This window comes from Mesorhizobium maamorense (assembly GCF_044998965.1).
Lineage (GTDB): Bacteria > Pseudomonadota > Alphaproteobacteria > Rhizobiales > Rhizobiaceae > Mesorhizobium.
The window spans coordinates 1,743,243-1,769,688 of the sequence record NZ_CP173356.1 but is presented as its reverse complement, the minus strand read 5'-3'; the positions used below and the strand labels follow the sequence as shown (position 1 = coordinate 1,769,688).

26 protein-coding genes and 1 pseudogene are annotated in these 26,446 nt (G+C 62.6%); 11 read left to right on the top strand and 16 right to left on the bottom strand.

Annotation, left to right across the window (positions count from 1 at the left end; translation table 11 throughout):
- Positions 1–11: 11 nt before the first annotated feature.
- Entirely contained in the window at positions 12–1,034 is a 1,023-nt protein-coding gene (locus ACIU1A_RS08960; protein ID WP_140515754.1) for an aldo/keto reductase, read from the top strand.
- A 91-nt stretch (positions 1,035–1,125) separates the two neighbouring features.
- Here ACIU1A_RS08960 and ACIU1A_RS08955 read toward each other — a convergent pair whose 3' ends face one another.
- The 4 genes from ACIU1A_RS08955 to clpP form a co-directional block, all read right to left on the bottom strand.
- Positions 1,126–1,398, bottom strand: a complete 273-nt coding sequence (locus tag ACIU1A_RS08955; RefSeq protein WP_006201846.1) for an HU family DNA-binding protein — start codon at positions 1,396–1,398, stop codon at positions 1,126–1,128.
- A 196-nt stretch (positions 1,399–1,594) separates the two neighbouring features.
- A complete protein-coding gene (gene lon / locus ACIU1A_RS08950; RefSeq protein WP_140493937.1) occupies positions 1,595–4,006 on the bottom strand; it encodes an endopeptidase La in 2,412 nt (803 codons plus the stop codon).
- A gap of 272 nt (positions 4,007–4,278) precedes the next feature.
- Entirely contained in the window at positions 4,279–5,553 is a 1,275-nt protein-coding gene (gene clpX, locus ACIU1A_RS08945; RefSeq protein ID WP_140493939.1) for an ATP-dependent Clp protease ATP-binding subunit ClpX, read from the bottom strand.
- 295 nt (positions 5,554–5,848) lie between these two features.
- Positions 5,849–6,478, bottom strand: coding sequence for an ATP-dependent Clp endopeptidase proteolytic subunit ClpP (gene clpP, locus ACIU1A_RS08940; RefSeq protein ID WP_027028064.1), 630 nt, complete (start codon positions 6,476–6,478; stop codon positions 5,849–5,851).
- A 338-nt stretch (positions 6,479–6,816) separates the two neighbouring features.
- Here clpP and ACIU1A_RS08935 point away from each other — a divergent pair, with 338 nt between their 5' ends.
- Positions 6,817–7,437: a hypothetical protein gene (locus ACIU1A_RS08935; protein ID WP_404927106.1), complete on the top strand. Its 621-nt coding sequence runs from the start codon at positions 6,817–6,819 to the stop codon at positions 7,435–7,437.
- A gap of 2 nt (positions 7,438–7,439) precedes the next feature.
- Here the strand turns inward: ACIU1A_RS08935 and ACIU1A_RS08930 are convergent, their stop codons facing one another.
- Positions 7,440–8,543 (bottom strand): NAD(P)/FAD-dependent oxidoreductase, encoded by a 1,104-nt coding sequence (locus tag ACIU1A_RS08930; protein ID WP_404927105.1) that lies wholly within the window; start codon positions 8,541–8,543, stop codon positions 7,440–7,442.
- Positions 8,544–8,647: 104 nt separating this feature from the next.
- Here ACIU1A_RS08930 and ACIU1A_RS08925 point away from each other — a divergent pair, with 104 nt between their 5' ends.
- A complete protein-coding gene (locus ACIU1A_RS08925) occupies positions 8,648–9,898 on the top strand; it encodes a cytochrome P450 (RefSeq protein ID WP_404927104.1) in 1,251 nt (416 codons plus the stop codon).
- Positions 9,899–9,933: 35 nt separating this feature from the next.
- Here the strand turns inward: ACIU1A_RS08925 and ACIU1A_RS08920 are convergent, their stop codons facing one another.
- From ACIU1A_RS08920 to ACIU1A_RS08895, 6 genes and pseudogenes are all read right to left on the bottom strand, one after another.
- A complete protein-coding gene (locus ACIU1A_RS08920) occupies positions 9,934–10,281 on the bottom strand; it encodes a cupin domain-containing protein (protein WP_404927889.1) in 348 nt (115 codons plus the stop codon).
- An 86-nt stretch (positions 10,282–10,367) separates the two neighbouring features.
- Positions 10,368–11,648 (bottom strand): O-acetylhomoserine aminocarboxypropyltransferase, encoded by a 1,281-nt coding sequence (locus tag ACIU1A_RS08915; protein WP_140493947.1) that lies wholly within the window; start codon positions 11,646–11,648, stop codon positions 10,368–10,370.
- A 158-nt stretch (positions 11,649–11,806) separates the two neighbouring features.
- The gene (locus ACIU1A_RS08910; protein WP_140521835.1) at positions 11,807–12,328 is read right to left on the bottom strand and encodes a CoA-binding protein; all 522 of its coding nucleotides are present in this window, start codon (positions 12,326–12,328) and stop codon (positions 11,807–11,809) included.
- Positions 12,325–13,106: pseudogene (locus ACIU1A_RS08905) on the bottom strand (AAA family ATPase). Before ACIU1A_RS08905 ends, ACIU1A_RS08910 begins: the two are co-directional and overlap by 4 nt.
- Entirely contained in the window at positions 13,106–13,528 is a 423-nt protein-coding gene (locus ACIU1A_RS08900) for a VOC family protein (RefSeq protein WP_404927103.1), read from the bottom strand. Before ACIU1A_RS08900 ends, ACIU1A_RS08905 begins: the two are co-directional and overlap by 1 nt.
- 11 nt (positions 13,529–13,539) lie before the next feature.
- Complete coding sequence (locus tag ACIU1A_RS08895) at positions 13,540–14,361, bottom strand: enoyl-CoA hydratase (protein ID WP_140521829.1); 822 nt, start codon at positions 14,359–14,361, stop codon at positions 13,540–13,542.
- Positions 14,362–14,513: 152 nt separating this feature from the next.
- Between ACIU1A_RS08895 and ACIU1A_RS08890 the strand changes: the two genes are divergently transcribed.
- The 4 genes from ACIU1A_RS08890 (at position 14,514) to rpsI (ending at position 16,893) form a co-directional block, all read left to right on the top strand.
- Positions 14,514–14,960 carry a PaaI family thioesterase gene (locus ACIU1A_RS08890; RefSeq protein WP_140493956.1) on the top strand — a complete coding sequence of 149 codons (447 nt, stop codon included), beginning with the start codon at positions 14,514–14,516 and terminating at the stop codon, positions 14,958–14,960.
- A gap of 62 nt (positions 14,961–15,022) precedes the next feature.
- Positions 15,023–15,670 (top strand): LysE family translocator, encoded by a 648-nt coding sequence (locus tag ACIU1A_RS08885; RefSeq protein ID WP_404927102.1) that lies wholly within the window; start codon positions 15,023–15,025, stop codon positions 15,668–15,670.
- A 274-nt stretch (positions 15,671–15,944) separates the two neighbouring features.
- The gene (rplM, locus tag ACIU1A_RS08880; RefSeq protein ID WP_010915638.1) at positions 15,945–16,409 is read left to right on the top strand and encodes a 50S ribosomal protein L13; all 465 of its coding nucleotides are present in this window, start codon (positions 15,945–15,947) and stop codon (positions 16,407–16,409) included.
- A gap of 1 nt (position 16,410) precedes the next feature.
- On the top strand, positions 16,411–16,893 hold the full coding sequence (gene rpsI / locus ACIU1A_RS08875) for a 30S ribosomal protein S9 (protein WP_140493960.1): 483 nt from the start codon (positions 16,411–16,413) through the stop codon (positions 16,891–16,893).
- A 61-nt stretch (positions 16,894–16,954) separates the two neighbouring features.
- Here rpsI and ACIU1A_RS08870 read toward each other — a convergent pair whose 3' ends face one another.
- From ACIU1A_RS08870 to ACIU1A_RS08860, 3 genes are all read right to left on the bottom strand, one after another.
- Positions 16,955–18,343 (bottom strand): MFS transporter, encoded by a 1,389-nt coding sequence (locus ACIU1A_RS08870; RefSeq protein WP_404927101.1) that lies wholly within the window; start codon positions 18,341–18,343, stop codon positions 16,955–16,957.
- 81 nt (positions 18,344–18,424) lie between these two features.
- Positions 18,425–19,483, bottom strand: a complete 1,059-nt coding sequence (locus tag ACIU1A_RS08865; protein WP_404927100.1) for a glycerophosphodiester phosphodiesterase family protein — start codon at positions 19,481–19,483, stop codon at positions 18,425–18,427.
- Positions 19,484–19,578: 95 nt separating this feature from the next.
- The gene (locus ACIU1A_RS08860) at positions 19,579–20,787 is read right to left on the bottom strand and encodes an acyltransferase family protein (RefSeq protein WP_404927099.1); all 1,209 of its coding nucleotides are present in this window, start codon (positions 20,785–20,787) and stop codon (positions 19,579–19,581) included.
- Positions 20,788–20,910: 123 nt separating this feature from the next.
- Here ACIU1A_RS08860 and speB point away from each other — a divergent pair, with 123 nt between their 5' ends.
- From speB to ACIU1A_RS08845, 3 genes are read left to right on the top strand one after another with little or no spacing between them, the layout of a single operon-like run.
- The gene (gene speB, locus ACIU1A_RS08855) at positions 20,911–21,918 is read left to right on the top strand and encodes an agmatinase (RefSeq protein WP_140521821.1); all 1,008 of its coding nucleotides are present in this window, start codon (positions 20,911–20,913) and stop codon (positions 21,916–21,918) included.
- Positions 21,919–21,947: 29 nt separating this feature from the next.
- Positions 21,948–22,874: an N-acetyl-gamma-glutamyl-phosphate reductase gene (gene argC / locus ACIU1A_RS08850; RefSeq protein WP_404927098.1), complete on the top strand. Its 927-nt coding sequence runs from the start codon at positions 21,948–21,950 to the stop codon at positions 22,872–22,874.
- On the top strand, positions 22,871–23,713 hold the full coding sequence (locus tag ACIU1A_RS08845) for an aminoglycoside phosphotransferase family protein (RefSeq protein ID WP_404927888.1): 843 nt from the start codon (positions 22,871–22,873) through the stop codon (positions 23,711–23,713). Before argC ends, ACIU1A_RS08845 begins: the two co-directional genes overlap by 4 nt.
- 82 nt (positions 23,714–23,795) lie before the next feature.
- Here ACIU1A_RS08845 and ACIU1A_RS08840 read toward each other — a convergent pair whose 3' ends face one another.
- Positions 23,796–24,884: a COX15/CtaA family protein gene (locus ACIU1A_RS08840; RefSeq protein ID WP_404927097.1), complete on the bottom strand. Its 1,089-nt coding sequence runs from the start codon at positions 24,882–24,884 to the stop codon at positions 23,796–23,798.
- A gap of 183 nt (positions 24,885–25,067) precedes the next feature.
- Here ACIU1A_RS08840 and ACIU1A_RS08835 point away from each other — a divergent pair, with 183 nt between their 5' ends.
- Positions 25,068–25,283: a DUF2842 domain-containing protein gene (locus ACIU1A_RS08835; protein ID WP_140556977.1), complete on the top strand. Its 216-nt coding sequence runs from the start codon at positions 25,068–25,070 to the stop codon at positions 25,281–25,283.
- 17 nt (positions 25,284–25,300) lie between these two features.
- Here ACIU1A_RS08835 and ACIU1A_RS08830 read toward each other — a convergent pair whose 3' ends face one another.
- A complete protein-coding gene (locus tag ACIU1A_RS08830; protein ID WP_404927096.1) occupies positions 25,301–26,359 on the bottom strand; it encodes a polysaccharide deacetylase family protein in 1,059 nt (352 codons plus the stop codon).
- Positions 26,360–26,446: the final 87 nt, after the last annotated feature.

Sequence of the window (26,446 nt, the reverse complement as noted above, 5' to 3'; positions counted from 1 at the left end):
AACGGCAGGATATGAAGACACGGCATTTCGACCGCATCGGCAATGGCGGCATCAGCTTCACCGAACTCGGCTTCGGCACGGCGCCGCTCGGCAACCTCTACCGCGCGGTCTCCGACGAGGACGCCAATGCGACGCTGGAGGCTGCATGGGCGACCGGCTGCCGCTATTACGACACCGCGCCGCTCTATGGGCTTGGCTTGTCGGAGACGCGGCTCAACCCCTTCCTGCGCGGCAAGAAGCGCGACGACTACGTGCTGTCGAGCAAGGTCGGCCGCATCATGCGCGCCTGTCCGCCGCAAGAGCGCACCGGCATCGGCAAGTTCTTCGACACGCCGTCGCGCAAGGAGGTCTACGACTACAGCTATGACGGCGTGATGCGCTCCTTCGAAGCGTCCCTGGAACGGCTCGGCGTCGACCGCATCGACATTCTGTTCGTGCACGACGTCGACATCTTCACCCATGGCAGCAAGGAAGCGTCCGACCAGCGCATAGAGGAGTTTATGCGCTCCGGCTATTACGGGCTGCTTGCCTTGCGCGATCAGGGCGTCATCAAGGCCTTCGGTGGCGGCATCAACGAATGGCAGGTTGCCCAGACATTGGCCGAGCGCGGTGATTTCGATCTGTTCCTGCTCGCCGGCCGCTATACGCTGCTCGAGCAGGAGGCGCTGACATCCTTCCTGCCGCTCTGCCAGAAGCGCGGCATCGGCATCGTTTTGGGCGGCCCCTACAATTCCGGAATCCTGGCCACGGGGCCGAAGCCGGGTGCCTTCTACAACTACACCGAAGCGCCGCGGGACGTGCTCGACCGGGTGGCGCGCATCGAGGCGGTCTGCCGACGGCATGACGTGCGCTTGATCGAAGCAGCGCTGCAGTTCCCGTTGCTGCATCCGTCCGTCGTGTCGGTGATCCCCGGTGGCCAGCGGCCAAGCGAGGTCGAAAGCAATCGGTCACTGCTCGATGCGAGACTGCCGGCGGCACTCTGGGCCGACCTGAAGAAGGACGGCCTGATGCGGGCGGACGCGCCGACCGGGTAGCTCGCAATCGCGAACCTCGACCAGTAGGAGCGCAAAAGAAAAGCCGGGGCTTGCCCGGCTTTTCTGATATTTTGAAATTTAAAAAAGGCGCTTAATTGACGGCGTCCTTGAGACCCTTGCCGGCCGAGAACTTCGGCACGGTGCGCGCCGGGATCTTCACTTCGGCGCCGGTCTGAGGGTTGCGGCCGGTCGAGGCTGCGCGCTTTGACACGGTGAAATTGCCAAAGCCGACAAGCCGGACATCGCCGCCCTTCTTCAGTTCGCCGGTGATGACGGAGAATACCGCATCGACAGCCGACTGCGCGTCACCCTTCGAAATGCTCGCGGCGTCGGCAACAGCGGACACCAGTTCGTTCTTGTTCATAAAAATTCCCTTCCATGAGAACACCGGAACTCACGACTCATCCGGCAGGAAACGGACTTTAGAAAGAAGCGCTCCCGCAACCAAGTCGAAAAGCCGGGAAAGGATGGAAAAAAGCCCGGAATTCCGGGGTTTTTCACATGAAAAAGCCGGGCGCGAGGCCCGGCTTTCTGTTTTTGCGCTGCAACTTTAGCAAGAACTAATGCGCAAGCGACTTTCCGGCGTCATCCGCAGTGTCCGTCGCGGCAGGAGGATTGACCGGTTCGACCCATTCGATTGGCTCCGGCATACGCACCAACGCGTGGCGCAACGCCTCGCCGACCCGCGAGACCGGGATGATTTCCATACCGTTCTTCACGTTGTCAGGAATATCCGCCAGATCCTTGGCGTTGTCTTCCGGGATCAGCACTTTCTTGATGCCGCCGCGCAGTGCGGCAAGCAACTTCTCCTTCAGACCGCCGATCGGCAGCACCCTGCCGCGCAGCGTGATCTCGCCGGTCATGGCGACATCGGCCCTGACCGGAATGCCGGTCAGCACGGAGACGATCGCGGTCGCCATCGCCACACCGGCCGACGGTCCATCCTTGGGCGTGGCACCCTCCGGCACGTGGACGTGGATGTCGCGCTTGTCGAACAGCGGCGGCTCGATGCCGAAATCGAGAGCGCGCGAGCGGACATAGGAGGCCGCCGCCGAAATCGATTCCTTCATCACGTCGCGCAGATTGCCGGTCACCGTCATGCGGCCCTTGCCGGGCATCATGACGCCTTCAACCGTCAGCAGCTCGCCGCCGACTTCCGTCCAGGCAAGTCCGGTGATGACGCCGACCTGGTCGTCTGCCTCGACCTGACCGAAGCGGAAGCGCGGAACACCGAGATAATCGGCGAGATTGTCCGCCGTGATGTTCACAGTCTTCTTCTTCGTCTTCAGGATCTCGGTCACCGCCTTGCGCCCGAGCTTCATCAGCTCGCGCTCCAGGCTCCTGACGCCCGCTTCACGGGTATAGGTCTGGATGATGGCGCGGATCGCGTCCTCACTGACGGAGAACTCCTTCGGCTGCAGCGCGTGATCGCGCACCACCTTCGGCAGCAAATGCCGCTTGGCGATCTCGATCTTCTCGTCCTCGGTGTAGCCGGCGATACGGATGATTTCCATGCGGTCCATCAAGGGCGCAGGGATGTTCAGCGTGTTCGCCGTCGTCACGAACATCACACTCGACAGGTCGTACTCGACCTCCAGGTAGTGATCCATGAACGTCGAGTTCTGCTCGGGATCGAGCACCTCGAGTAGCGCCGACGACGGATCGCCGCGGAAATCCTGGCCCATCTTGTCGATCTCGTCGAGCAGGAAGAGCGGATTGGATTTCTTCGCCTTCTTCATCGACTGGATGACCTTGCCGGGCATCGAGCCGATATAGGTGCGGCGGTGACCGCGGATCTCGGCCTCGTCACGCACGCCGCCCAGCGCCATGCGGATGAACTCGCGGCCGGTCGCCTTGGCGATCGACTTGCCGAGCGAGGTCTTGCCGACGCCGGGAGGGCCGACGAGGCACAGGATGGGCCCCTTGAGCTTCTTCTGGCGGCTTTGCACGGCGAGATACTCGACGATACGGTCCTTGACCTTGTCGAGACCGAAATGGTCGGTGTCGAGCACGTTCTGCGCGAACGCCAGGTCCTGCTTGACCTTGGAGTTCTTGCCCCACGGGATCGACAGGATCCAGTCGAGATAATTGCGCACCACGGTGGATTCCGCCGACATAGGCGACATCGTCCTCAGCTTCTTCAATTCGGCTTCCGCCTTTTCGCGGGCCTCCTTGGAGAGCTTGGTCTTCTTGATGCGGGCCTCGATCTCGGCGGCCTCGTCGCGGCCATCCTCGCCTTCGCCGAGCTCCTTCTGGATCGCCTTCATCTGCTCGTTGAGGTAGTATTCGCGCTGCGTCTTCTCCATCTGGCGCTTGACGCGCGAGCGGATGCGCTTCTCCACCTGCAGGACGGAGATCTCGGCTTCCATGAAGCCCATCGCCTTTTCCAGCCGCTCCTTGACCGAGAGCGTGGCCAGCATCTCCTGCTTTTCGGGGATCTTGATGGCGAGGTGCGAAGCGACCGTGTCGGCGAGTTTGGAATAGTCGTCGATCTGGCTGGCGGCACCAACCACCTCGGGCGAGATCTTCTTGTTAAGCTTGACGTAGTTTTCGAAGTCGGTGACGACCGAACGAGCCAGCGCCTCGACCTCAACCTCTTCCTCTTCCGGCTCGACCAGCGCGGTGGCGCGGGCCTCATGGAAGTCGGGACGGTCGGTGAACGCGGTGATTTTCGCGCGCGAGGCGCCTTCGACCAGCACCTTGACGGTGCCGTCGGGCAGCTTCAGCAATTGCAGCACGTTGGCGAGCGTGCCGATATCAAAGATGGCATCGGGCTCCGGATCGTCATCGGCGGCATTCATCTGGGTGGCGAGCAGGATCTGCTTTTCCTGACCCATCACCTCTTCCAGCGCCTTGATCGACTTTTCACGCCCGACAAAGAGCGGAACGATCATGTGCGGGAACACCACGATGTCGCGCAGTGGGAGGACTGCGAAGACGCCGTCGCTGGGAGCCTTGGTTATTTTGGCCATTGTCCAACCTTTCATGTCGCGGCCGCCAATCGGCCAACCGCGAATCTTATATTAACGACCGGGGATCGTTCCGCCTACCACCGTTGTGACGGGAGTTTTACAGCACAGAAATCGGGCACCTCGGCCTTCTCGTGTTAGGTGGATGCAGGAGGGCCAAAGATCAAGAGTTAACATCGCCGGCGTTCCATTCCCTCGCGAAGGTCGCATGCCTCTCATGGCAAAACGGCGCCCCGAGGGCGCCGTTCCACAAAAATATGGGTTCAAGTGGCATGTCAGGCGCTGACATTGCCCTTCTTTTCCTTCTGTTCGGAATAGATGTAGAGCGGCCGGGCACTGCCGGTCACCACTTCTTCCGAAATCACCACTTCGCGCACGCCTTCGAGCGCCGGCAGTTCGAACATGGTGTCGAGCAGGATCGCTTCCATGATGGAGCGCAGGCCACGCGCGCCGGTCTTGCGCTCGATGGCGCGCTTGGCGATTGCAGACAATGCGTTCTCGTGGAAGGTCAGGTCGACATTCTCCATCTCGAACAGCCGCTGGTATTGCTTGACCAGTGCGTTCTTCGGTTCGGTCAGGATCTGGATCAGCGCCGGCTCGTCGAGGTCTTCCAGCGTCGCCAGGACCGGCAGACGGCCGACAAACTCGGGGATGAGGCCGAACTTCAAGAGATCTTCCGGCTCCACAAGGCGGAAGACATCGCCGGTGCGGCGATCCTCGGGCGATGCCACGGTGGCGCCGAACCCGATCGAGGTCTTGCGGCCACGATCCGATATGATCTTGTCCAGCCCGGCGAAGGCGCCACCGCAGATGAACAGGATGTTGGCGGTGTCGACCTGCAGGAACTCCTGCTGCGGATGCTTCCTGCCGCCCTGTGGCGGTACCGAGGCGACAGTGCCTTCCATGATCTTCAACAGCGCCTGCTGCACGCCCTCGCCCGACACGTCGCGGGTGATGGACGGGTTATCGGACTTGCGCGAGATCTTGTCGATCTCGTCGATGTAGACGATGCCGCGCTGGGCGCGTTCGACATTGTAGTCGGCCGACTGCAACAGCTTCAGGATGATGTTCTCGACGTCCTCGCCGACATAGCCGGCCTCGGTCAGCGTCGTGGCATCGGCCATGGTGAAGGGCACGTCGATGATGCGGGCGAGCGTCTGCGCCAGCAGCGTCTTGCCGCAACCGGTCGGGCCGATCAACAGGATGTTGGACTTGGCCAGTTCGACATCGTTGTTCTTGCCGGCATGGGCGAGGCGCTTGTAGTGATTGTGGACGGCCACCGAGAGCACGCGCTTGGCGTAGGGCTGGCCGATAACGTAGTCGTCGAGAACCTTGAGGATCTCCTGCGGGGTCGGCACACCCTCGCGCGACTTCACCATCGAGGTCTTGTTCTCCTCGCGGATGATGTCCATGCACAGCTCGACGCATTCGTCGCAGATGAAGACCGTCGGGCCGGCGATCAGCTTGCGCACCTCATGCTGGCTTTTGCCGCAAAACGAGCAATAAAGCGTGTTCTTGGAATCGCCGCTGTTGTTGCCGACTTTGCTCATTTTCATGTCCTTTCATGGCCGCCCGCCGATGGTCTGGCTGAAAGGGCGCATACTCTATTTATCGCGGGAATCCGCCGCCGCCAGTATCCCGGCTCCCGCAACGTATTCCGTACGAAACACAAATCAGAAAACGTGGCAATGATTCGCAGCAACCCCACACAAAGCTAAGCCGTCGAAAATCAACATAGCCTTAACGTAGGCAATCCCGATCGTCGAGGGAACAGCCAATTGTGGCCGAAATGCCGCAAGACGCGCCAAAAGCGCGTGATGCCGCCATCCAACTGCCAATATGCCGTTATGCCAGCGCCCCTTCGGCCGCTTCGCGCGACGAAATGACTTTGTCGATCAGGCCGAAGTCCTTGGCCTCGTCCGCGGTCATGAAATGGTCACGGTCGAGCGTCTTTTCAATCTCGTCGTAGCTCTTGCCGGTGTGCTTGACGTACACCTCGTTGAGGCGGCGCTTCAGTTTAATGATGTCCTGGGCATGACGCTCGATGTCGGACGCCTGGCCCTGGAAGCCGCCGGACGGCTGGTGAACCATGATGCGGGCGTTCGGCGTGGCGAAGCGCATGTCCTTGTGGCCGGCGGTCAGGAGCAGCGAGCCCATGGAGGCCGCCTGGCCGATGCACAGCGTCGACACGGCCGGCTTGATGAATTGCATGGTGTCGTAGATGGCCATGCCCGAGGTGACGACGCCACCGGGCGAATTGATGTAGAGGTTGATTTCCTTCTTCGGATTCTCGGCTTCCAGGAACAGAAGCTGCGCGCAGACCAGCGTCGCCATGCCGTCCTCGACCGGACCGGTGATGAAAATGATGCGCTCCTTGAGGAGGCGCGAGAAAATGTCGTAGGCCCGCTCGCCGCGATTGGTCTGTTCGACCACCATCGGAACGAGGTTCATGTAGGTTTCGACGGGGTTCTTCATTCGTTATCTCTTGTCTCGCGGTGGGATTCCGGCGCCGGACATGCTGGCAACTCGGGCAGAATCGGTTCTGGATCGTTATTGTGTAAATAGGATGCCGGCTCATCCTTGTGCAAGGCCGACCCCTCCTAGCCATCTGGGTAAGTCGAATCAAGCTTTCCAGGCGAGATTCGCAGCGGCGGGCGCTTCCGCCGGCTCGCGACGGCACCTGCGGCCGAAGACAGGTAGCAGTTTCTTAACCGCATCACTTAACGAAATGCGCCGAAACTGCTTTTCTCGCGGACCGCTTCCCCTACAATTCAACGTTGAACTTGTGTCCACGGTTCAACAGGGGGAATGTCATGTCCAGGAAAACCGCATGCTTCGCCATGGCCGGGCTGACCATGCTTGGCTCGATTTCGCAGACGGCCGCGGGCGGCCGCGCCGTCGAATGCTATGAGCGGGTCCGCACGCCTGATGTCTATGATACCGTGTATGAGGACGTGATGATCAGTCCGCCCAGCCAGCAGGTCGATTATGAAGCGCCGATCTACGGCGCGCGCGAGCGCGTGGTGCCGATCTACGGCGCGCGCGAGCGCGTGGTGATGACGGTTCCGGCACAGGTGACCTATGAGGTGGTGCCCGCAATCACCCGCACCGTCTACCACACAGTCAAGGTCGACGATGGCGGCTATTCCTGGGAATGGCGCGTCATCCACGGCCGCAAGGTGCTGTGCAAGGTCCGGCACGGGGCGCGCTATGAACGCGTCGCCGAAACGGTGGTGATCCGGCCGGAGCGCACGAGGCGCACCGTCATCCCGGCGCAATATGACAGGATCGCCGAGGAGGTGCTGGTGCGACCGGAGCAAAGGCGCGTCGTCGACATTCCCGCCGCCTACCAGACCGTCGCGCGGCGCGTGCTGGTGCGCGAAGGCTCATCCGGCTGGCGGCGCGTGCATATTCCCAGACATTGCCAAGACTGAATTCAGGCGATTTCGGCTCGCAGCCAACGTTTCAGGCCGGCAATATCGCCATCATCGACAGCCGCCGCCACGCGCCGGCCGACCGCCGCCCCGAATTTATAGCCATGGCCCGAGCAGGCCGAGACGATCAGGCATTTGCCCGTCTCATGCGCCAGGAATTTCTCATCGTCCGTGAATGTATAGGCGCAGGTGACCACTTCGGTCACCTCATACTCCTCGATGCGGGCGATCGGCGGCGAAAACAGGTTGCGAATCGCCTCGCCCTCGCCCGGCACCGGCTGCCGGTTCCAGTCGGCGTCGCTGGTCGGCACCCTGTGCAGGCCTGAACCGAATTTCATGCCGGAACCTCGGGTCAGCGGGATCATGTAACCGTCGGTCTTGCCACCTACATCGAGGACTACGGGCGCACCTTCCCAGACGGCCTTGAGGTCCGCCGGCGGTTCGACATAGGCGAGCGCGGTTCGGTACGTCTTCAGTTCGCCGCCGAGTTCGGGGAACAGTTTCAGCACCCAGGCGCCCGCAGCGACGACGATGCGGTCGGCCTGCATCGTCTCGCCGGACGCGAGCACGATATGCCCTGCCTCGGAGTCGACCGCCGTCACCTTGCTGTTCTCGTAGACGTTGGCGCCGTTGGCGCGCAGCCACTTGGCCAGGCCGGACGCGATCTTGCGGCAATGCAGCGCGCCGCCTTCCGGCGAAAAATAGGCGTAGCGGAACGAGCCCGGCTCCAGGAAAGGCCAGCGTTCGACCGCGGCATCAGGTTCCAGCAGGTCGAACGGATAGTTTCCCTCCTCCAGCCCTTCCCGGTATTCCTCGGCTTCGTCGCCCGGCTCGCGCGAGACGCAGAGGAAGCCCCTGGAATCGAGATGGTTCTCGCCGAGGTCGGCCCACATCTCGTCCCAGGCTTCATAGGCCTCGCCGATCAGCCGGCCGTAGCCGGTCCCGGCCCGGTAGGCACGGCGAATGATGCGGTGATGGTCGCCGGATGCCGCCAACGGATTGGGGATCGGTCCCTGCTCGACGATGGAAACGCTATGGCCGGCCTTGACCAGCGACCATGCGGTGGAGAGACCGGCGATGCCCGCGCCGACAACGATCACATTCATCAAATCAGACTTTCCGCAGCCGTTGCGGCTGGCTCAACGCATTGGATTGCGGGCGCCAACATACGGTCTGGAACCAGGCTGGCAAGCCGCGCTATTGGTCTGGCATGACCAAATCGACGCCATCCTACCTAGCCTTTGATCCAGCGACCCGTCGCCTGAGGCTTGACCCGCACGAGTGGGCTTTCTTCCAGGATCCGTACGAGGCCTACACGTTCCTGCACGATGCATCGAACGTCTTTTTCTGGGAAGAATTCGGGTTCTGGTGCTTTGGCGGCTTCGACGATGTCGACAAGCTGTTGCGCGACCGCCGCTTCGGCCGCCATAACCCGGCGGGCATTCCCGACAGTCGTGGCATCGACCGGGATAGAACACATCTCAAGGCATTCGACGGCATCGAAGCCAATTCCATGCTGGAACTGGAGCCGCCGGTGCACACGCGGCTTCGAACACTGGTCAACCGCGCCTTCGTCTCGCGCCAGGTCGAGCGGCTGCGGCCGCGTGTGGAGGCACTCGCCAACGAACTGATCGATCGTTTCGAGCCGGGCAAGCAAGTCGACCTGCTGCCCGCCTTCGCTTCTCCCCTGCCCATCACCATCATCGCCGAGATGCTCGGCGTGCCGGTCGAAATGGGACCGCAACTGCTCGACTGGTCACATCGAATGGTCGCCATGTACGTGCATGGCCGCACTCGCGAGATCGAGGAGACGGCCAATCGCGCGGCGCAGGATTTCGCCGATTTCCTGCGCGGCACCATCGCCGAACGGCGCAAAAATCCCGGCGACGACCTGCTGTCGCTGCTGATCTCGGCGCAGGAGGGCGGCCAAAAATTGTCGGAAGACGAAATGGTGTCCTCGGCGATCCTGCTGCTCAATGCCGGCCACGAAGCGACCGTGCACCAGACCGGCAATGCGGTGCGCTCGATCTTGGCGCAAGGCGGCGACCCGCGCCGTTTCTTCACCTCAGCCGAGGCAACAGCGGCCGCTGTCGAGGAATGCCTGCGCTTCGACGCGCCGCTGCACATGTTCACCCGCTACGCCTACCAGGAGATCGAAATCGCACCCGGGATCGTCGTGCAGCCCGGCCAGACAATTGGCCTGCTCCTCGGCATGGCCAACCATGACCCGCATGCCTTTGCCGAGCCGCGGGCCTTCCGGCCGGGTCGTGTCGACCAGAAGAACGTGTCGTTCGGCGCCGGCATCCATTTCTGCGTCGGCGCGCCCCTGGCCAGGCTCGAATTGCAGGTGTCGCTGAAAACCTTGTTCGAGCGGCGCCCAAAACTCCGTCTTGCCCAAAGCCCAAGCTTCCGTGACACGTATCATTTCCATGGGCTGGAAGCGCTCACCGTCGGCTTCTGAAGGAGCGCAGGCCTGAGCTGTGAGCTGCGCGCAGCTCACAGCCTGATCACATACTCCTTGCGGGTGGTTTCAAGCACTTCCCAGCTTCCCTTGAAGCCAGGTCGCAGCACGAAGCTGTCGCCGGCCCTGACGGTGCGCGCTTCGCCACCCTCCTCTTCGATCACCGAAACGCCGGAAAGGATGTGACAGAATTCCCATTCGTCGTAGACGATGCGCCACTTGCCCGGAGTCGATTCCCAGATATCGGCATAAAGACCGCCTTCGCGCTCCTCGACGTTCCAGGTGCGGAATTTCGGATCGCCCGAGATCAGGCGATCGGGCGCCGGCGCGCCTTCTTCGGCGTCGACAGAATCCGTCGATATCGTCAGGTAATGCTCGGACAGGATTTGCCTCCATGAAGAACCGGCCTCGGGCCGGCTCGCCTTACCCCGGCGTTTTGCGCCGACCCTCCCACGAGGGGGAGGATAGATCAAACTTTGGCGAGTGCCTGTTCGAGATCGGCGACGATGTCGGTGACGTCCTCGATGCCGATGGACAGCCGCACCGTGTCCGGTCCCGCACCCGCCTTGACCTTCTGCTCGTCGGACAGCTGTCGGTGCGTGGTCGACGCCGGATGGATGACCAACGACTTGGTGTCACCGACATTGGCCAAATGCGAGAACAACTCCAACGCTTCGACGAATTTGACGCCGGCCTCGTAACCGCCCTTGAGGCCGAAGGTGAAGACCGCGCCGGCGCCTTGCGGCGAGTATTTCTTTTGCAGGGCGTTGTTCTTGTCGCTGGGAAGGCCGGGATAGTTGACCCAGGCCACCTTGGGATGGTTGGACAGCCAGCCCGCGACGGTGATCGCATTGTCGCAATGGCGCTGCATGCGCAGCGGCAAGGTTTCGAGGCCTGTCAGAATGAGAAAGGCGTTGAACGGCGAAATCGCCGGGCCGAGATCGCGCAAACCAAGCACGCGCGCGGCGATGGCGAAGGCGAAATTGCCGAAGGTTTCGTGCAGCACCAGGCCGCCATATTCGGGGCGCGGTTCCGACAGCATCGGGTACTTCCCTGATTTCGACCAGTCGAACGTGCCGCCATCGACGATGGCGCCGCCGATCGAGTTGCCGTGACCGCCAATGAACTTGGTCAGCGAATGGACGACAATGTCGGCGCCGTGCTCGATCGGCCGGATCAGGTAGGGCGAGGCCAGGGTGTTGTCGACGATCAGCGGCAGGCCATGCTTGCGCGCGATGTCGCCGATCTTCTCGATGTCGACGAAGGTGCCGCCGGGATTGGCCAGACTCTCGATGAAGATCGCCTTGGTCTTGTCATCGATCTGGCTCTCGAAGGTTGACGGATCGTTCGCTTCGGCCCAGCGCACCTCCCAGCCAAAGTTCTTGAAGGCATGGCCGAACTGGTTGATCGAACCGCCATAGAGCTTGTTGGCGGCAACGAAATTGTCGCCCGGCTGCAACAGATTGTGGAACACGATTACCTGGGCGGCGTGGCCGGACGCCACCGCAAGGGCGGCCGTGCCGCCCTCGAGCGCCGCTATGCGTTCTTCGAGCACCGCCTGCGTCGGGTTCATGATGCGGGTGTAGATGTTGCCGAAGGCCTTCAGCCCGAACAGCGAGGCGGCATGATCGGCGTCGTCGAAAACAAAGGAGGTCGTCTGGTAGATCGGCGTGGCGCGTGCGCCGGTGGCCGGATCGGGCTTGGCACCGGCATGGACGGCGAGCGTGTTGAAACCGGGCGTGCGGGTCACTGAAACCTCCCTCGAAAAAAACTTCTGAAATTCGCCGGCCATTCTTGGCCAAGCTCGACCACGAATGCAAAGAAGAAAATACCCTTCGGCGTGTCATCTTCGACCAGGCAGCAGGAAAATACGGCTCCTGCCGGAATAATTTTGCGCCTTCCCCTTGTCTATTTTTGCCGCACGCCGAAACTCTGGAATCCCGACCGCATCAGCGGCTTCTTCGACGACAGCACACCGGAATTGACCCCGGTCCAGCCGATCTCGCCGGACAGCTTGCCATATTCGATCTTGGGGCAGCGGTTCATCACCACCTTGACGCCGGCGGCTTCGGCGCGTGCGGCGGCTTCGTCGTGGCGCACGCCGAGTTGCATCCAGATCACTTTCGGCAGGGGATCGAGCTTCAGCACCTGGTCGACAACGCCGGCCACCGCCGCCGAGGCGCGAAAGATGTCGACCATGTCGATGGGCTGGGCAATCTCGGCAAGGCTGCCATAGACCGTACGGCCGAGTATCTCCTTGCCAGCATGGCCCGGATTGATGGGGAACACCTCAAACCCCTTGGCCAGCAGGTATTTCAACACGAAATAGCTTGGACGAACGTCGTTGGCGGACGCGCCGACCATGGCGATGGTCTTCACCGAATTGAGGATGCCGGCGATGTAGGCGTTGTCATAGCTATCGTGATTCATGGCTCGTCCTCATACAACGCCTCGGCGAGAAAGCCATCAGGATCACTGCTGAAATCGCGCATCATGCGGAAGTGGTCCGTATCACGAAAATCGGTCAAATCGAGCCCGAACCGGCTGATGCGGAACAGCCGCGCGCCTGGACAGGCCATCAGCAGCGGCGAATGCGTCGCCATGATCACTTGCGCAGTGCCCGACCGATCCATGCGCCGCAGCATCTTGAGAAGTTCGATCTGGCGCGATGGAGACAGCGCACTTTCGGGCTCGTCGAGGATGTAGATGCCTTGCCTGCGGCAACGTTCCTCGAAGAAGCGGATGAACCCTTCGCCATGCGACCAGGACAGAAGTCGGGCGGAGGTGGCTTGAACGGATCTTCCAGGGCCACCTGGTCAAGATAGCGAGCCACCGAGTAGAAGGATTCGGCGCGAAAGAACCAGCCGGCGGTGACTTTTGGCAACCAATGGCCACGGAAGGTATCTGCCAGCGCGGCACCACTCCTGTCGATGGCGCCGGAATGGTCGACAGGCCGGTAGCCCTTGCCGCCTCCGGCTTCGTCGTAACCGGCGAGCGCGCCGATCGCCTCGAGCAATGTCGATTTGCCGGTGCCGTTCTCACCGACGATGATGGTAATTGGTGTGGTGAATTCGAGTTCGAAGGCGTGACCGCGAAACAGCGGCAGGTTCCACGGGTATTTTTCCCAATCGGTCACCCGCTCGGAATCGAGCAGAATGCGCTTGAGATAGGGCGCCTTGAGCCGCGTCAACTGCCTGCGGTGAGCCATCAATCGGGCAGCGAGATCGTACCGTCTTCCGCGATCGGAAAGGCCGGGTTGTGCGCCACTTCCCAGACATGTCCGTCGGCATCGGCGAAATAGCCGTACCAGCCGCCCCAGAAGGCACGGCCTGCCAGCTTGACGATGCGGCCGCCGGCCTTTTCAGCCATCGCAAGCACCGCGTCGACTTCGGCATCGGAGCGGGTGTTGTAGGCGAGATAGACGGCGGAAGGCGCCTTGGCGAAGGTGATGCCGGAATCCTCCTCGGCGCTGACGCGCGGGAACAGGCCGAGTATAACACCACCCATCTGGAAGAAGGCGACGCCATCGGTGATGCCGGCATGACGCTTCAGGCCCATCGTCTCGTAGAAGCGCACCGCACGATCGAGATCGTCGGTGGCGATGGTGATGATGGAGATGCGCGGCTCCATGACTTTCGTCCTTATTCGTCGGTCCATTCCGGCTTGCGTTTGCCGATAAAGGCGCCGATGCCCTCCTGGGCGTCACGCGCCAGCATGTTCTCGACCATGACCCGGCCGGTATAGGCATAGGCATCCGCCAGCCCCATCTCGGCCTGCTCATAAAACGCTTCCTTGCCGGTCTTCAGCACCGAAGATGATTTTGAAGCAATGGTTTGGGCGTATTTGTTGACAATCTGATTCAGGTACTCGCGCGGCACGACGCGGTTGACCAGGCCGAACTCCTTGGCGGTCGCGGCATCGATGGTTTCGCCAGTCAGGAGCATTTCCATGGCGTGCTTGCGCGAGACGTTGCGAGACAACGCCACCATCGGCGTCGAGCAGAACAGGCCGATGTTGACGCCCGGCGTGCAGAAGGTCGCCTCATGCGAGGCGATGGCGAGGTCGCAACTGGCGACAAGCTGCAGGCCGGCGGCGGTGGCAAGGCCATCCACTTCGGCGATCACCGGCTTGGGGTGGCGCACGATCGCCTGCATCAGCGTAGCGCAGGCGGCAAACGTCTCTTCGAAGAAGGCCTTGCCGCGATCGGCGTCGGCGCGGCGCGCTGTCATCTCCTTGAGATCGTGGCCGGCGCAGAATACCTTTCCGGCCGCCGACAGCACTATGACGCGAACGGCCTTGTCGGCCCTGGCACGGTCCAGTTCCTCCGTCAGCGCCGCCATCACCGCCAGGGAAAGCGCGTTCGCGGGGGGATTGGCAAGCGTCAGGCGCAGCACGCCCTCGTCGCGGCTAGCCGCAACCGGCCCTTCAACTGCGACAGGCTTGATGGCAAGGATTTCGGCCATGGCTAAGGTCTCCGCGATTCCATTCCGCTGGCAGCGTATCTAATATCGGCTGGGGTTTCATCAACACCGTATCGCTTGCGCCAGTAGGATGAAGGTGTTGCCAGAAACGCGCCGCTTCGCCCATACAGGCTTGGCGCAGAATGAGGACCGAAATGCCCGCCCAGACCAAGCTCGAGCCGGTGCTGACAGCAGCCCAGGTCAATGCGCTGATGGAGACCGTGTTTCCGCAGCTCAACGAAAAGGGCGCGGCCTTTGAGGCAACCGACGTGTTTCCCGGCGGCTGCACCGTGCGGCTTAATGCCGGCGAACGGCATTTGCGTCCCGGCGGTACGGTGTCCGGCCCCGCCTTGTTCACGCTGGCCGACATTGGCGGCTATGTCTGCGTGCTCAGCCATGCCGGGCCGGATGCGCTCTCGGTCACCACCAATCTCAACATCAATTTCGTCCGCAAGGCCGAAGCGGGACCGATCGATGGCCATTGCCGCATCCTGAAGCTCGGAAAGAACCTGATGGTCTTCGACATCGACATCGTCGCTGGCCCGGAGGGGCAGACAGTGGCGCACGCCACCGGAACCTATTCGATCCCGCCGAAACGCTGACACGGAGAAGGCCGATCCGGCATCCTGGCCGGAACTCCCGATCGACACGTCCGTTTTGCGGCATGCCCGATCTGACCACATACCTTGCCTTTCTCGGCGCCGTGCTTGCCTACCAGCTTTCCGGCGTCGGGCCCGATATGATGCTTGTGATCAGTCGCGGCGTCGGACAGGGCTGGCGCCACGCGCTGGCGGCCGCGACAGGCTGCGTATCGGCCGGCGTCGTGCAAATTCCATTACTTGCGATGGGACTTGCCACGCTGATCACATCCTCGCCGCCTCTTTACAGCTTTCTCCAAATCGTCGGCGCCATCTATCTGATCGCCATCGTGGTCAAATTCCTGTTGGCGCGCCAGCAGGATAAAAGTCGTACCTTTGCCTTTGCCAACACCGGTGGCACTGCAGCCGCTTTCCGGCAGGGCATGATCTGCAATCTCACCAATCCGACGACGCTTGCCTTCATGTTAGCGATGCTGCCGCAATTCGTTCACCCTTGGGCCGGTCCAGCGGCGTTGCAGTTCATCATTCTCGGCACGACTATGAAGACGATGGGAATGGTTGTCCTCGGCGCCGTCGCGCTGACGTCCGGCGCGGTCGGCGGCTGGCTGTCGCGCCGAAGCAGCTTCGTCGTGTGGCAGGGAAGGCTAGCCGGAGCCATTATGGTCGCCGTCGGCATCAGACTCCTGCTTGCAGTGACGAGTGGCCGGCGGTGAGCGAAATACCAGCCGTTTTGGCGGTAGGCCGTGTTGTAAAATAATACCACATAGTTTAGCGCTTGAAATTTAACGGTTTTTCGTTTTCGTTGACTCCCAATGATGCTTGACGAGGGCTACCCTTCTCCCCTATAAGCCCTCACGAAGCAGCGGCCCGCAAAGGCCGCCGTTTTGTTATTGGCGGCGGGCAAGCGCTTTTCGCCAATCCAAGCAACAAGAAACGCCTTCCTTATCGTTTGTGGATTGGGGAAGGTCCGAACCGAAAGCAGAAAACATGACAACCTTTTCGCAGAAGCCTGCGGATGTGGTGAAAAAGTGGATCCTGATCGACGCCGAAGGTCTCGTCGTCGGCCGTCTCGCCACCGTTATCGCCAATCATCTTCGTGGCAAGCACAAGCCGACCTTCACCCCGCATGTCGACGACGGCGACAATGTCATCGTCATCAATGCCGACAAGGTGGTGTTCACCGGCAAGAAGTTCACCGACAAGGTCTATTACTGGCACACCGGGCACCCCGGCGGCATCAAGGAGCGCACCGCGCGCCAACTGCTTGAAGGCCGTTTCCCCGAGCGTGTCGTCGAGAAGGCCGTCGAGCGCATGGTGCCGCGTGGCCCGCTCGGCCGTCGCCAGATGAAGAACCTGCGCGTCTATGCAGGTGCCGAGCATCCGCATGTCGCCCAGCAGCCAGAAGTGCTCGACGTGGCCAAGCTGAATTCCAAGAACAAGAAGGTCGCATAAGATGGCTGAGCTTTCCTCGCTCGCAGAACTGGGCGCCGCCACCGGCAACACCAATACGCAGGCCGCGGCACCCGTCCATGTCCAGAAGCTCGACAAGTCGGGCCGCGCCTATGCCACCGGCAAGCGCAAGAACGCCATCGCGCGCGTTTGGGTGAAGCCAGGTTCGGGCAAGATCGTCGTCAACGACAAGGAATTCGCGACCTATTTCGCGCGTCCGGTCCTGCAGATGATCCTCAACCAGCCGATCATCGCCGCCAACCGCTCGGGCCAGTACGACATCGTCGCCACGGTCATCGGCGGCGGCCTTTCGGGCCAGGCCGGCGCTGTGCGTCACGGCATCTCCAAGGCGCTGACCTATTACGAGCCGGCGCTGCGTGCCGTGCTCAAAAAGGGCGGCTTCCTGACCCGCGACAGCCGCGTCGTCGAGCGCAAGAAGTACGGCAAGGCGAAGGCCCGTCGTTCGTTCCAGTTCTCGAAGCGCTAAGCGCATCGCAGCTTCACAACCGAAAGGCCGCCTCCGGGCGGCCTTTTTGCGTTGCGCATCACTATTGAGCGGAATGGTCGGCGTCGCGGATGAACAGGAACGCGCAAAGTGCCGAGCCGGCCACCGCGAGCGCCGAGGCCAGGAATGCCAGTTGCATGCCCTCGATCGTGCCCAGCGCCAAGGCGGATCCGAACAGCGCCACCCCGATCGCGCCACCCGACTGGCGCACGGTGTTGAGCACGCCCGATGCCGTTCCCGACATCTCCGCCGGCACGGAAGACAACAGCGCGGTGGTCATGGCCGGTACGGCAAGACCAATGCCGACCGGCAGGAACAGCAGGCGCCACAGCAGCGACAGGTAGGACGTATCGGCCTGGATCAGCGCCATCAGTCCGAAACCGGCTGCCCCGACGAACAGGCCAATCGCCATGGGCGATCGTGGGCCATGATTTGCGGCAATGCGCCCGGCGGCAATGTTCGACAGGGTGACTGCCGCCATGAACGGCAGGAAGGCGAGCCCCGTCATTTCGGGAGAAAAATGCCTTTCCTGCTGGAAATACAGGCTGAGCATGAAGATCGTGCCATAGAGCGTCAGGTTGACGGCCAGTCCCACGAGGCTAGTCACAGCCGGCACGCGGCTGGCAAAGAGACCGAGCGGAAACATCGGCGCCCTCGTCCGGCTCTCGACCAGCAGGAACAGGCTTGCGGCCACCGCCGCCAATACCAGTCCGCCGATGACCGGCATCGAGGTCCAGCCCGATGAACCGGTTTCGATAAAGGCGCCGGTCAGCGAAAACAGCGCCAGCACGACAAGTCCCTGCCCCACCCAGTCGATCGGCGGCCGCTCGGCCTTGAGCGGCGTTTCCTGCAGAAACCGATAAGCCATCCAGATGGCGAGAGCGCCAATGGGCAGGTTGACCAGAAAGATGCTGGCCCAGCCAAGCGACGCGACCATGAAGCCGCCGAGCACCGGCCCTGCCGACAGCGCGATGCCGCCCGCCGCCGTCCACAGCCCAACGGCGCGTGCCCGGCGCGCCTTGTCGGATGCGTAGGCGCGATTGAGGAGTGCCAGCGAACACGGCATCAGCAAGGCGGCACCCGCGCCTTGTGCAGCGCGCGCCGCAATTAGGAACCAGGCACTCTGAGCCAGGCCGCAAGCCAGCGAAGCAATGCTGAACAGCGCCATGCCGCCAACGAAAACGCGGCGAGCGCCGACCCTGTCGCCGAGGGCGCCGCCGGCGAGCAGCAGCGAGGCGAAGGCAAGCGTGTAGGCGTCGACGACCCATTGCAGGCCGCCGACCCCCATCGACAGCCCAGTACCGATCCTGTTCAGCGCGACGTTGACGATGGAGACATCGAGCTGCACGACCACGAAGCCGAGGCTGGTCGCAGCAACGGTGGCGGCATAGGCGGCAGGGCGCTTGATAACGATGGTATCGGGCATGCCCATGGATAACGGGTTTCCCCTGACACCGTTGCGTCAGCAGGCGCCGGCCTGCGACAACCAGGCCGGAACTTCAGCCGCGGCAAATCAATTGATGCTGGCGGTCGCGGCAGGTTCGACGCGTTCGCCCGTCCCCGCATAGGGCACGCGAAACCCATTTGCCGCCAGCCAGCCTATCGCCGCCTTCGGCTCATCGGTCTGGATGATTGTGGCGCCGCGATCGGCCCAGAAGCCCCAGGCTTCACGCGGCAGGCTGGCCTGAACCGCCAGTTCATCGCCCCGACCGCCGGCAAGGAAGCCGCCGGGCTTGTTGACGATGGCGTAGGTGTCGGCCCAGATGTGCCAGTCGCCCCTCACCGCCGTCGCGCGCATGCGCGCGCTGAACAGCGCTCCGCCAGTCTCGGTCAACGTCTCCGCGCCGGCGCGCCAGTTGATCAGCTCGATCGCGCGCGGCGCAAAAGCATGGTCGACCGTCGCGACGAAACCGGCGTCATGCACTGCGTCGTCGGCGATGATCGGCATGAACTGGAAGCCGCCGCCGATTGCAGCCATGGCGGCCTTGACCATGTCGATCCTGGCCTGGCTCCAGAGGTTTTCCTTGACGATGACCTGGTCGGCCATGCCGAGATCTCGCGCCACCGCGACCATGCCCGACAGGTCCCCAACCTCCAGCTTGTTGTCGAGATTGATGAGAATCCTGTCCCTGGTCGCCAGCAGCATCTCGCGCAGCGTCGAGACTGTCTCGTCGGTGACGGCGCCTGTGCCTTCGATCACCAGCCGGCAACTCTTCAGTTCGGCCAGCGTGTACTTAACCACCTCACCCTCGCAGGTCGTGGTGCGATCAAGCCAGCTGTCATGCATGACGACGAACTCGCCGTCCTTGGAGCGCCTGAGGTCGACCTCGACGATCTCGGCGCCGATCGCGATCGAGCCTTCGACGGCGGCAAGCGAATTTTCCGCATACAGCCTCTTGCCGGCCTGCATGCTGCCGGCGCGATGCGCAGCCACCATGACGTGGTCGCGCCACTGGTTGGCATGTTCGAAGCGGTCGAGGATCTGCCTGGCGCGGGTTTCGCCCGCCATTGACTGGCTGGCGGAAGCCGCCAGCGTGACGGAAAGCAGAAGGCTCGGCCAGAAGGTCCGCATCGAGAATCGCTCCATTCCGGATCGAACCGGGAATAGGCGATGCCCGTGACATCTGGGTGAACGAAGCCGGCTAGCGGTTGCCGCGATATGTCGCCTCAGATGCGTTTCGACAGTCGGCGGAAGCAGGCCATCGCGGGCATCTCGACGAAACGCCAGGTGATCCAGGAGACACCTATCGTGGCAAGGAGCATGACGAGGATCGCAACGTCCCCCGCCCAGCCGGCGCCGAAGCCGATCGCCGGCTCTCCGCGCAAGACGATGTCGCCGACAAGACCGAGGCCGAGCTTGCGCTCGACCAGGCCGGCGACGTTGATCATGCGCGCCTGGACGAAGATGTGGACCATGTAGATCGAGTAGGACAGCGCGCCGAGCGTCAGCATGAAAGGGGTTCTCAGGAAGACACTGATCCAGCCGCCCTCATGGGCAAAGAGGAACAGCGCCAGCGCGAACACCAGCGGTGCTGCTATCCCGGCATCATTGTCGCCCGCCAGTGCAACGAAAAGCACAATGACAGCCGCCATGACGATTTCGGCAAGGGTCCAGCTCAGCAGCGGGCCGGTCCGGGCAAGCGCCTGTCGCGCGCCTGCAATGGAATCATGCTGGAACCAGGCAAGCAAGGCGCCGAGTGAGAAGCCGTACAGGCAGCGTATGAAGCCGAAATCGAAGGACACATCCATATGGTGGGTCGAGTAACCAAGCAGGAACAGCGGCGCGGTGATGGCGGCGGCGACGAACCACACCCAGGCGCGTGCGCCTGCGGTGAAGACCACTCCCGCGAACAACAGATAGGCGAAGAACTCCGCCGAAATGCTCCAGCTTGGCGCATTCCAGGTCAATTGGTCCTCGAAGCCGACCCCCTGGAGCAGCAGCAGGTTGGCAAGCAGGCTCTGGAGGCTGAAGCCGCCGGTGAAGGGAGCGGCACCGGCGCCATGCACCTGCGGCAGCATCAGCCGCAGCAGCTCGAATCCGGCAAAGGCGGCGAGCATGAGAAAATGCAGCGGATAGATGCGGCCGAAGCGCACCACCGCAAAGCGTGCGACCTCCCGCGGCTGGTTCAGCCGCCAGCCATAGGAGCTGGCGATGACGAAACCGGAGAGAACGAAGAAGAAGTCGACAAACAGATAGGACGAACCGACAAAGGCGTTTTGCGAGATCGTCGAAGCGGTCGGGAAGTGGAACAGCGCCACCAGCAGGGCGCAGATGCCGCGCCACGAATCGAGAACCAGGAACCGCTCACCCGCCACCGTGCCGGACTGGATCGACGCCGCGCCATGGGGAGAATCAAGAAACGCGGTCTGCGTCATGATGATACAATCCTGTCTCGCGGCGGCACCGCGCCCGCGCCGTTTCGTTTCCCCAAGCTGTGACTGGCATGTTGCGTGCCGGTTCTGTAGTTGTTGCACCCCGATGAAAACCAAGGATCCGTAATGGCGAACAAGAACATCGACCATGCCTTCACAGCCCGCTCAAAGACGGGCGCTTCGCTGGAGCCGACCTATGCCGGCGCGCTGTCGTTCATGCGACGCAGATACACGAAGGATGTGAAAGGCGCGGACGCTGTGGTTTGGGGCATCCCTTTCGATGCCGCCGTCACCAATCGGCCCGGCGCGCGTTTCGGGCCGCAGGCGATCCGCCGCGCCTCGGCAATCCTCGACAACGATCCGCAATATCCCTTTTCGCGCGATCTGTTCGAGCACCTCGCGGTGGTCGACTATGGCGATTGTCTGCTTGATACCGGCAACCACCAGAAGACGCCGGGGACGATCGAACGCGAGGCGACCAAGATCCTGAAGACAGGTGCTTTCCTGCTGTCGCTGGGCGGCGACCATTTCGTCACCTGGCCCCTGCTCAAGGCACATGCCGCAATCCATGGCCCGCTCGCTCTGGTGCAGTTCGATGCGCACCAGGATACCTGGGAGGATGACGGCAAACGCATCGACCACGGATCCTTCGTCGGCCGCGCGGTCAAGGAAGGCATTATCGATCCCGACCGCTCGATCCAGATCGGCATCCGCACCCACGCGCCCGACACGTTCGGCATCAAGATCCTCTACGGTCACGAGATCGAGGAGATGCGTGCATCCGACATCGCCTACGCCATCGTCGACAGGACGGGCGGCAAGAAGACCTATCTCACCTTTGATATCGACTGCCTTGATCCTGCCTATGCACCCGGCACCGGCACGCCGGTCGCCGGCGGGCCGTCCTCTGCAAAGATCCTGTCGACGCTGCGCCAGCTCAATCAGATCGATATTGTCGGGGCCGATGTCGTGGAGGTTGCGCCGGCCTACGATCACGCCGATATAACGGCGATTGCCGGCTCGATGATCGCCATGCAGTATCTTGGCCTGCTGGCCGAGCGGAAAGCACGGCTCGAAGAGCTGAACAACGGCAGCCACAACGGCGCCGCGGTGAATCAAGGCAACGGCATATAGTTTTCGATATCAGGGAATTTGATCAGCCAATGAAACCGAGAATCTTCATCGACGGCGAGCACGGCACCACCGGCCTCCAGATCCGGGCGCTGCTTGCCGAGCGCGGCGACCTGGAGATCATTTCAATTCCCGCCGAGCGCCGCAAGGAAACGGCGGCGCGAGCCGAATTCCTCAATGCCGCCGACGTTGCGATCCTGTGTCTCCCGGACGATGCGGCGAAGGAAAGCGTGTCGCTGATCTCCAACGAGACCACCACGGTCATCGATGCTTCGACCGCGCATCGCGTCGCGCAAGGCTGGGAATATGGCTTTGCCGAGATGGACAAGGAGCAGGCGAAGAAGATCGGGGCGGCAAAACGCGTCGCCAATCCCGGCTGCTGGCCGCAAGGACCGATCGCGATGCTGCGGCCGCTGGTCGCCGCCGGCCTTCTGCCCGCGGATTTCCCGGTCACCGTCAACGGCATCTCCGGTTATTCGGGCGGCGGCCGCCCGATGATCGAGGACTATGTCGCCAAGGGCGAGGACGCCTCTGAATTTCTACCCTACGGGCTCACCCTCCAGCACAAGCACGTGCCGGAGCTCAGGGCCTATGCGAAACTGGCGCACGATCCGATCATGCAGCCAGCAGTGGGCAATTTCGCGCAAGGCATGATCACGGTGGTGCCGCTGCAGCTCGGTGGCCTCGACCATGTGCCGACCGGTGCGGAACTCCATGCAGCCATCGCCGACCATTTCGCCGCCATCAAGGGCGGCGTGGTCGAAGTGGCGCCCTATGCGCATCTGGAGCGCATTCCGGAGATCGATCCGGAAATCTACAATGGCACCAACCGCATGAAGCTCTACGTCTTTGCCAATGACAAGCGCGCGCAGGCCCTGCTGCTCGCCGTTTACGACAATCTCGGCAAAGGGGCATCGGGGGCTGCCGTACAGAACATGGACCTGATGCTCGGCCTCTGATGGCGGCACCGGCATTTCCGGACCGCTGGAAGATCAGCGCGCCCGAGCTCATCGCCGAGACCTTTTCGAGCCGCATCTGGAAGGTGCGGCGCGAGGATGGCTCGCCGGCGATCGTCAAGGCGCTGAAGCCATTCGACGATGTAGCAGACGAGTTGCGCGGCGAGCATTTCCTTGCCTGGCGGCGCGGCGAAGGCGCCGTGCGGCTGCTGGGCCGCGACGGGCACTCCATGCTGCTCGAATGTGCCGGGGAGACCATGCTGTCGCATGTTCTTGCCGAGCAGGGAGATTTGGCCGCCACGGAAATCGCGGCGGAGGTGATGGCAAAGCTGTTTTCGCCATCGGATCACCCCGCTCCGCCCGACCTGCAGCCGCTTCGGGAACGATTTTCCAGCCTGTTTAAGAAAGCGGAGGCCGACCGTGTCGTTGGCCGGAACAGCCTTTATGTCGAAGCGGCGGAAATCGCCGACCGGCTGCTGGGTGGTCCGCATGATGTCAGGCCGCTGCATGGCGACCTGCATCACGACAACATCATGCACGGAGCACGCGGCTGGCTGGCGATAGATCCGAAGGGCGTTCTCGGCGACCCGGGATTCGATGCCGCGAACATGTTCTACAATCCTCTTGATCGCGACGACCTTTGTCTCGATCCCCCACGGATTGCCGGGATGGCTGAAGTCTTTGCGCGAACGCTGAGCCAGACGCCGGCGGCAATACTGGATCACGCCATCGCCTATGGCTGCCTGTCGGCTTCCTGGCACCATGAGGACGACAACGCGATCGAGGAGAACCGCGAACTGTCGGTCGCAGCAGCGATCCGAACGGTACGGCTCGGCTTCTGATCCGTGCAGCCTTGCGTCAGGCGGAATTCGACGGCGACAAGACGATGGCGCAGTCGAACGTTCTGGATGTGACCGGTGAGACTCAGCGTCCGAGGGCGATCTCGTGGGGCAAGGGATAGGCGCCCTTGGTGCCGCGCCAATGCGCGGCGGCGAACCCCAGCACGATCAACGCGAATCCCTGGTGGATCAGCGCCATGTGCAGCGGCACATGCATCAACAGCGTGCCGATGCCGACGGAGGCCTGCACCAGCACCAGGGCAAACAACAGCGTCGCGCGACGAGCATGCGTTGAACCGGGCAGACGGCGACGCGCGGCGATCATGTGCCACAGGGCGACGACGAGCACCGTGTAGGCGCCGATCCGGTGCACGAACTGCACCGTCTTGGGGCTTTCAAAGAAATTGCGCCATGCCGGCTCCAGGATCAGCAGATCGCCGGGGATGATCTTGCCGTCCATCAGCGGCCAGGTGTTGTAGCTCAGGCCGGCGTGGAGCCCGGCGACCAGACCGCCGAGATAGATCTGGATCAGCGCCAGAAGCACTATGAAACCAGCCAGTTTCTGGGTCGAACGATCGGCCGCAGGTTCCGAATGCGGCGCCAGGCCGCGCGCGACGACCATGGTCGCCGTGAAGATCAGGGCGGCAAGCGTCAAATGGGTGGCGAGCCGGTATTGGCTGACCGAGACGCGGTCGACCAGACCCGAGGCAACCATCCACCAGCCGATAGCGCCCTGCAGACCGCCGAGAAGCAGGATGCCGACCAGCTTCGGCCCCAGTCCGCGCTCGATGCGGCGCGCCGCCCAGAAGAACAGCAGCGGCAAGGCGAAGACCAGGCCGACGCTGCGCGCCAGGAGACGATGCGCCCACTCCCACCAGAAGATCGACTTGAATGCCTCGATGCTCATGCCCTTGTTGAGCTCGGCATATTGCGGGATCTGCTGATAACGCTGGAATTCCTCTTGCCATTCGGCGTCGTTGAGCGGCGGGATGACGCCGTGGATCGGCTGCCACTCGGTGATCGACAGGCCGGACTCGGTGAGCCTTGTGGCGCCGCCGACCAGCACCAGCGCGAACAGCACCAGAAGCACGACGTAGAGCCAGCCGCGCACCAGCGCGCGGTTGTGCAGATCGCGGTCACGCGCCTCGTAAGGCGCGGCAGTAATGGCGGCCATGGATTTATCCCGGCAGGTTGAAGTCGCGGATTGGTGGACCATCGCATTCCCGCATGCAAGACCGGGCGGCGCGGCACGCCGTCGCGCCGCGTCTGTCGGGTTGCACAGCTTCGCGTCAAGGCCTATGGCCAAGCCGACACATTGAGCTGGGCCGCACTCTACCCCGGCTCCAGGAGGCCAACCATGCCCGTGCGCCTGAAAAAGCTGATCGGAATGTTCCTGCTGGTGGCGCTTGTCGTCATCTACGCGCTGGTCGCATCGATCTTCGCGGTCGCCCGGCTGTCCGAGGCGGGCCCGTGGACGCATTTCCTGTTCTTCCTGCTAAGCGGCCTGCTCTGGGTGCTGCCGGCCATGGGCATCATCAAATGGCTGATGCTGGAGCCTCGGCCCAAGCGCTGAACCGTTGCCGGCCGGCCTCAGATGGTGACCACCATCTTTCCGGCGTTGGCGAGCGGCGTCGTCACGCCAGACAGCATGGTGCGGATGTGGGCGAGGTTCTGATAACGGCCGTTGACCGAGATGCGCGGCAATGCGTGCAGGAAGCCGGCGTGTTCGGGGCGCAGCACGCCATGACGGGTGGTCACGGCCGAGGTGTAGCCGGCATCGCGGACAAAGCCCACTTCGCGGCAGCCGACGGCGCTGGCATAGCCGTAGGGATAGGCGAAATGGCGCGGCTCCTCGCCCAGCTCGGCTCGCAGGATGGACTTCACCCCGACGATTTCGTGCCGCGCGTCGGCTTCTGAAAGCCGCTTCAGATTGCTGTGGTTGATCGTATGAGCACCGATCGTTACGAGCGGATGCGCTGCGATCGCGCGGATCTCCGACCAGGTCATCAGCGTGTCGACGCGCGGCCGGCCGGCGTCGACGCCGTTCGCATGCGCCAGTTCGCGCAGCACGGCGCGCAGGTCCTCCTCGCGAACCTCGCTGGTGAGATAGGTGTGCAGCCGTGCGATGGCCTGGAGCTTTTTGGCCGGGCTGGTGCAGTCGATCGTCGTTTGCCCGTCGGACGTCGTCAGGGTCAGGCGATCGCCCGCGTTGACGAGATCCTCGACCACGTCCCACCACAGATCCGCAGTGCCGTTGATCAGCCCCGGAGCCACATAGATGGTGATCGGCGCGCCGTGCTTTTCCAGCACCGGCAAGGCTTCGGTCATGTTGTCGCGATAGGCGTCGTCGGCGGTGATGGCGGCGAACTGGCCGCCCTTGCCGCGCGCCGCGATACGCTCCACCGCCTCGTCCATCGAGACGAAGGCGTAGCCATCCGCCTTCAGGCCGGCGATCATGGCGTCGAGGAAGCCGGGCGCAATGTTGAGATGACGGTTGACGCTGTCTGGCTTTTCGGGCTTTGCCGTAACGCGGTGCAGCATGAGGATGGCGCCAATACCGCCGACCAGCGGTTTGGCCAGCGGTGCGAGGCCGGTATAGCGGGCGACGTTGAGCGCCAGCTTTCGGATTGCCTCCCCGCCGTCGATCATTCCTTCACCTTTTGCGCCTAGGCTGAACCAAGCACGGATACGCCTGAGCGCCCCCAAATCGGCAGCAATACGTCCTAAGGATTGAGG

Excerpts from the sequence above, each read along its gene's own strand:
- ACIU1A_RS08925 (WP_404927104.1), top strand. The coding sequence starts at position 8,648 with ATGACCAAATCGACGCCATCCTACCTAGCCTTTGATCCAGCGACCCGT.
- ACIU1A_RS08885 (WP_404927102.1), top strand. The coding sequence starts at position 15,023 with ATGCCCGATCTGACCACATACCTTGCCTTTCTCGGCGCCGTGCTTGCC.
- argC (WP_404927098.1), top strand. The coding sequence starts at position 21,948 with ATGAAACCGAGAATCTTCATCGACGGCGAGCACGGCACCACCGGCCTC.
- ACIU1A_RS08935 (WP_404927106.1), top strand. The coding sequence starts at position 6,817 with ATGTCCAGGAAAACCGCATGCTTCGCCATGGCCGGGCTGACCATGCTT.
- ACIU1A_RS08910 (WP_140521835.1), bottom strand. The coding sequence starts at position 12,328 with ATGAATCACGATAGCTATGACAACGCCTACATCGCCGGCATCCTCAAT.
- ACIU1A_RS08955 (WP_006201846.1), bottom strand. The coding sequence starts at position 1,398 with ATGAACAAGAACGAACTGGTGTCCGCTGTTGCCGACGCCGCGAGCATT.
- ACIU1A_RS08960 (WP_140515754.1), top strand. The coding sequence starts at position 12 with ATGAAGACACGGCATTTCGACCGCATCGGCAATGGCGGCATCAGCTTC.
- ACIU1A_RS08835 (WP_140556977.1), top strand. The coding sequence starts at position 25,068 with ATGCCCGTGCGCCTGAAAAAGCTGATCGGAATGTTCCTGCTGGTGGCG.
- ACIU1A_RS08890 (WP_140493956.1), top strand. The coding sequence starts at position 14,514 with ATGCCCGCCCAGACCAAGCTCGAGCCGGTGCTGACAGCAGCCCAGGTC.
- ACIU1A_RS08865 (WP_404927100.1), bottom strand. The coding sequence starts at position 19,483 with ATGCGGACCTTCTGGCCGAGCCTTCTGCTTTCCGTCACGCTGGCGGCT.
- ACIU1A_RS08900 (WP_404927103.1), bottom strand. The coding sequence starts at position 13,528 with ATGGAGCCGCGCATCTCCATCATCACCATCGCCACCGACGATCTCGAT.
- clpX (WP_140493939.1), bottom strand. The coding sequence starts at position 5,553 with ATGAGCAAAGTCGGCAACAACAGCGGCGATTCCAAGAACACGCTTTAT.
- lon (WP_140493937.1), bottom strand. The coding sequence starts at position 4,006 with ATGGCCAAAATAACCAAGGCTCCCAGCGACGGCGTCTTCGCAGTCCTC.
- ACIU1A_RS08840 (WP_404927097.1), bottom strand. The coding sequence starts at position 24,884 with ATGGCCGCCATTACTGCCGCGCCTTACGAGGCGCGTGACCGCGATCTG.
- rplM (WP_010915638.1), top strand. The coding sequence starts at position 15,945 with ATGACAACCTTTTCGCAGAAGCCTGCGGATGTGGTGAAAAAGTGGATC.
- ACIU1A_RS08860 (WP_404927099.1), bottom strand. The coding sequence starts at position 20,787 with ATGACGCAGACCGCGTTTCTTGATTCTCCCCATGGCGCGGCGTCGATC.
- clpP (WP_027028064.1), bottom strand. The coding sequence starts at position 6,478 with ATGAAGAACCCCGTCGAAACCTACATGAACCTCGTTCCGATGGTGGTC.
- ACIU1A_RS08830 (WP_404927096.1), bottom strand. The coding sequence starts at position 26,359 with ATGATCGACGGCGGGGAGGCAATCCGAAAGCTGGCGCTCAACGTCGCC.
- rpsI (WP_140493960.1), top strand. The coding sequence starts at position 16,411 with ATGGCTGAGCTTTCCTCGCTCGCAGAACTGGGCGCCGCCACCGGCAAC.
- speB (WP_140521821.1), top strand. The coding sequence starts at position 20,911 with ATGGCGAACAAGAACATCGACCATGCCTTCACAGCCCGCTCAAAGACG.
- ACIU1A_RS08895 (WP_140521829.1), bottom strand. The coding sequence starts at position 14,361 with ATGGCCGAAATCCTTGCCATCAAGCCTGTCGCAGTTGAAGGGCCGGTT.
- ACIU1A_RS08870 (WP_404927101.1), bottom strand. The coding sequence starts at position 18,343 with ATGGGCATGCCCGATACCATCGTTATCAAGCGCCCTGCCGCCTATGCC.
- ACIU1A_RS08930 (WP_404927105.1), bottom strand. The coding sequence starts at position 8,543 with ATGAATGTGATCGTTGTCGGCGCGGGCATCGCCGGTCTCTCCACCGCA.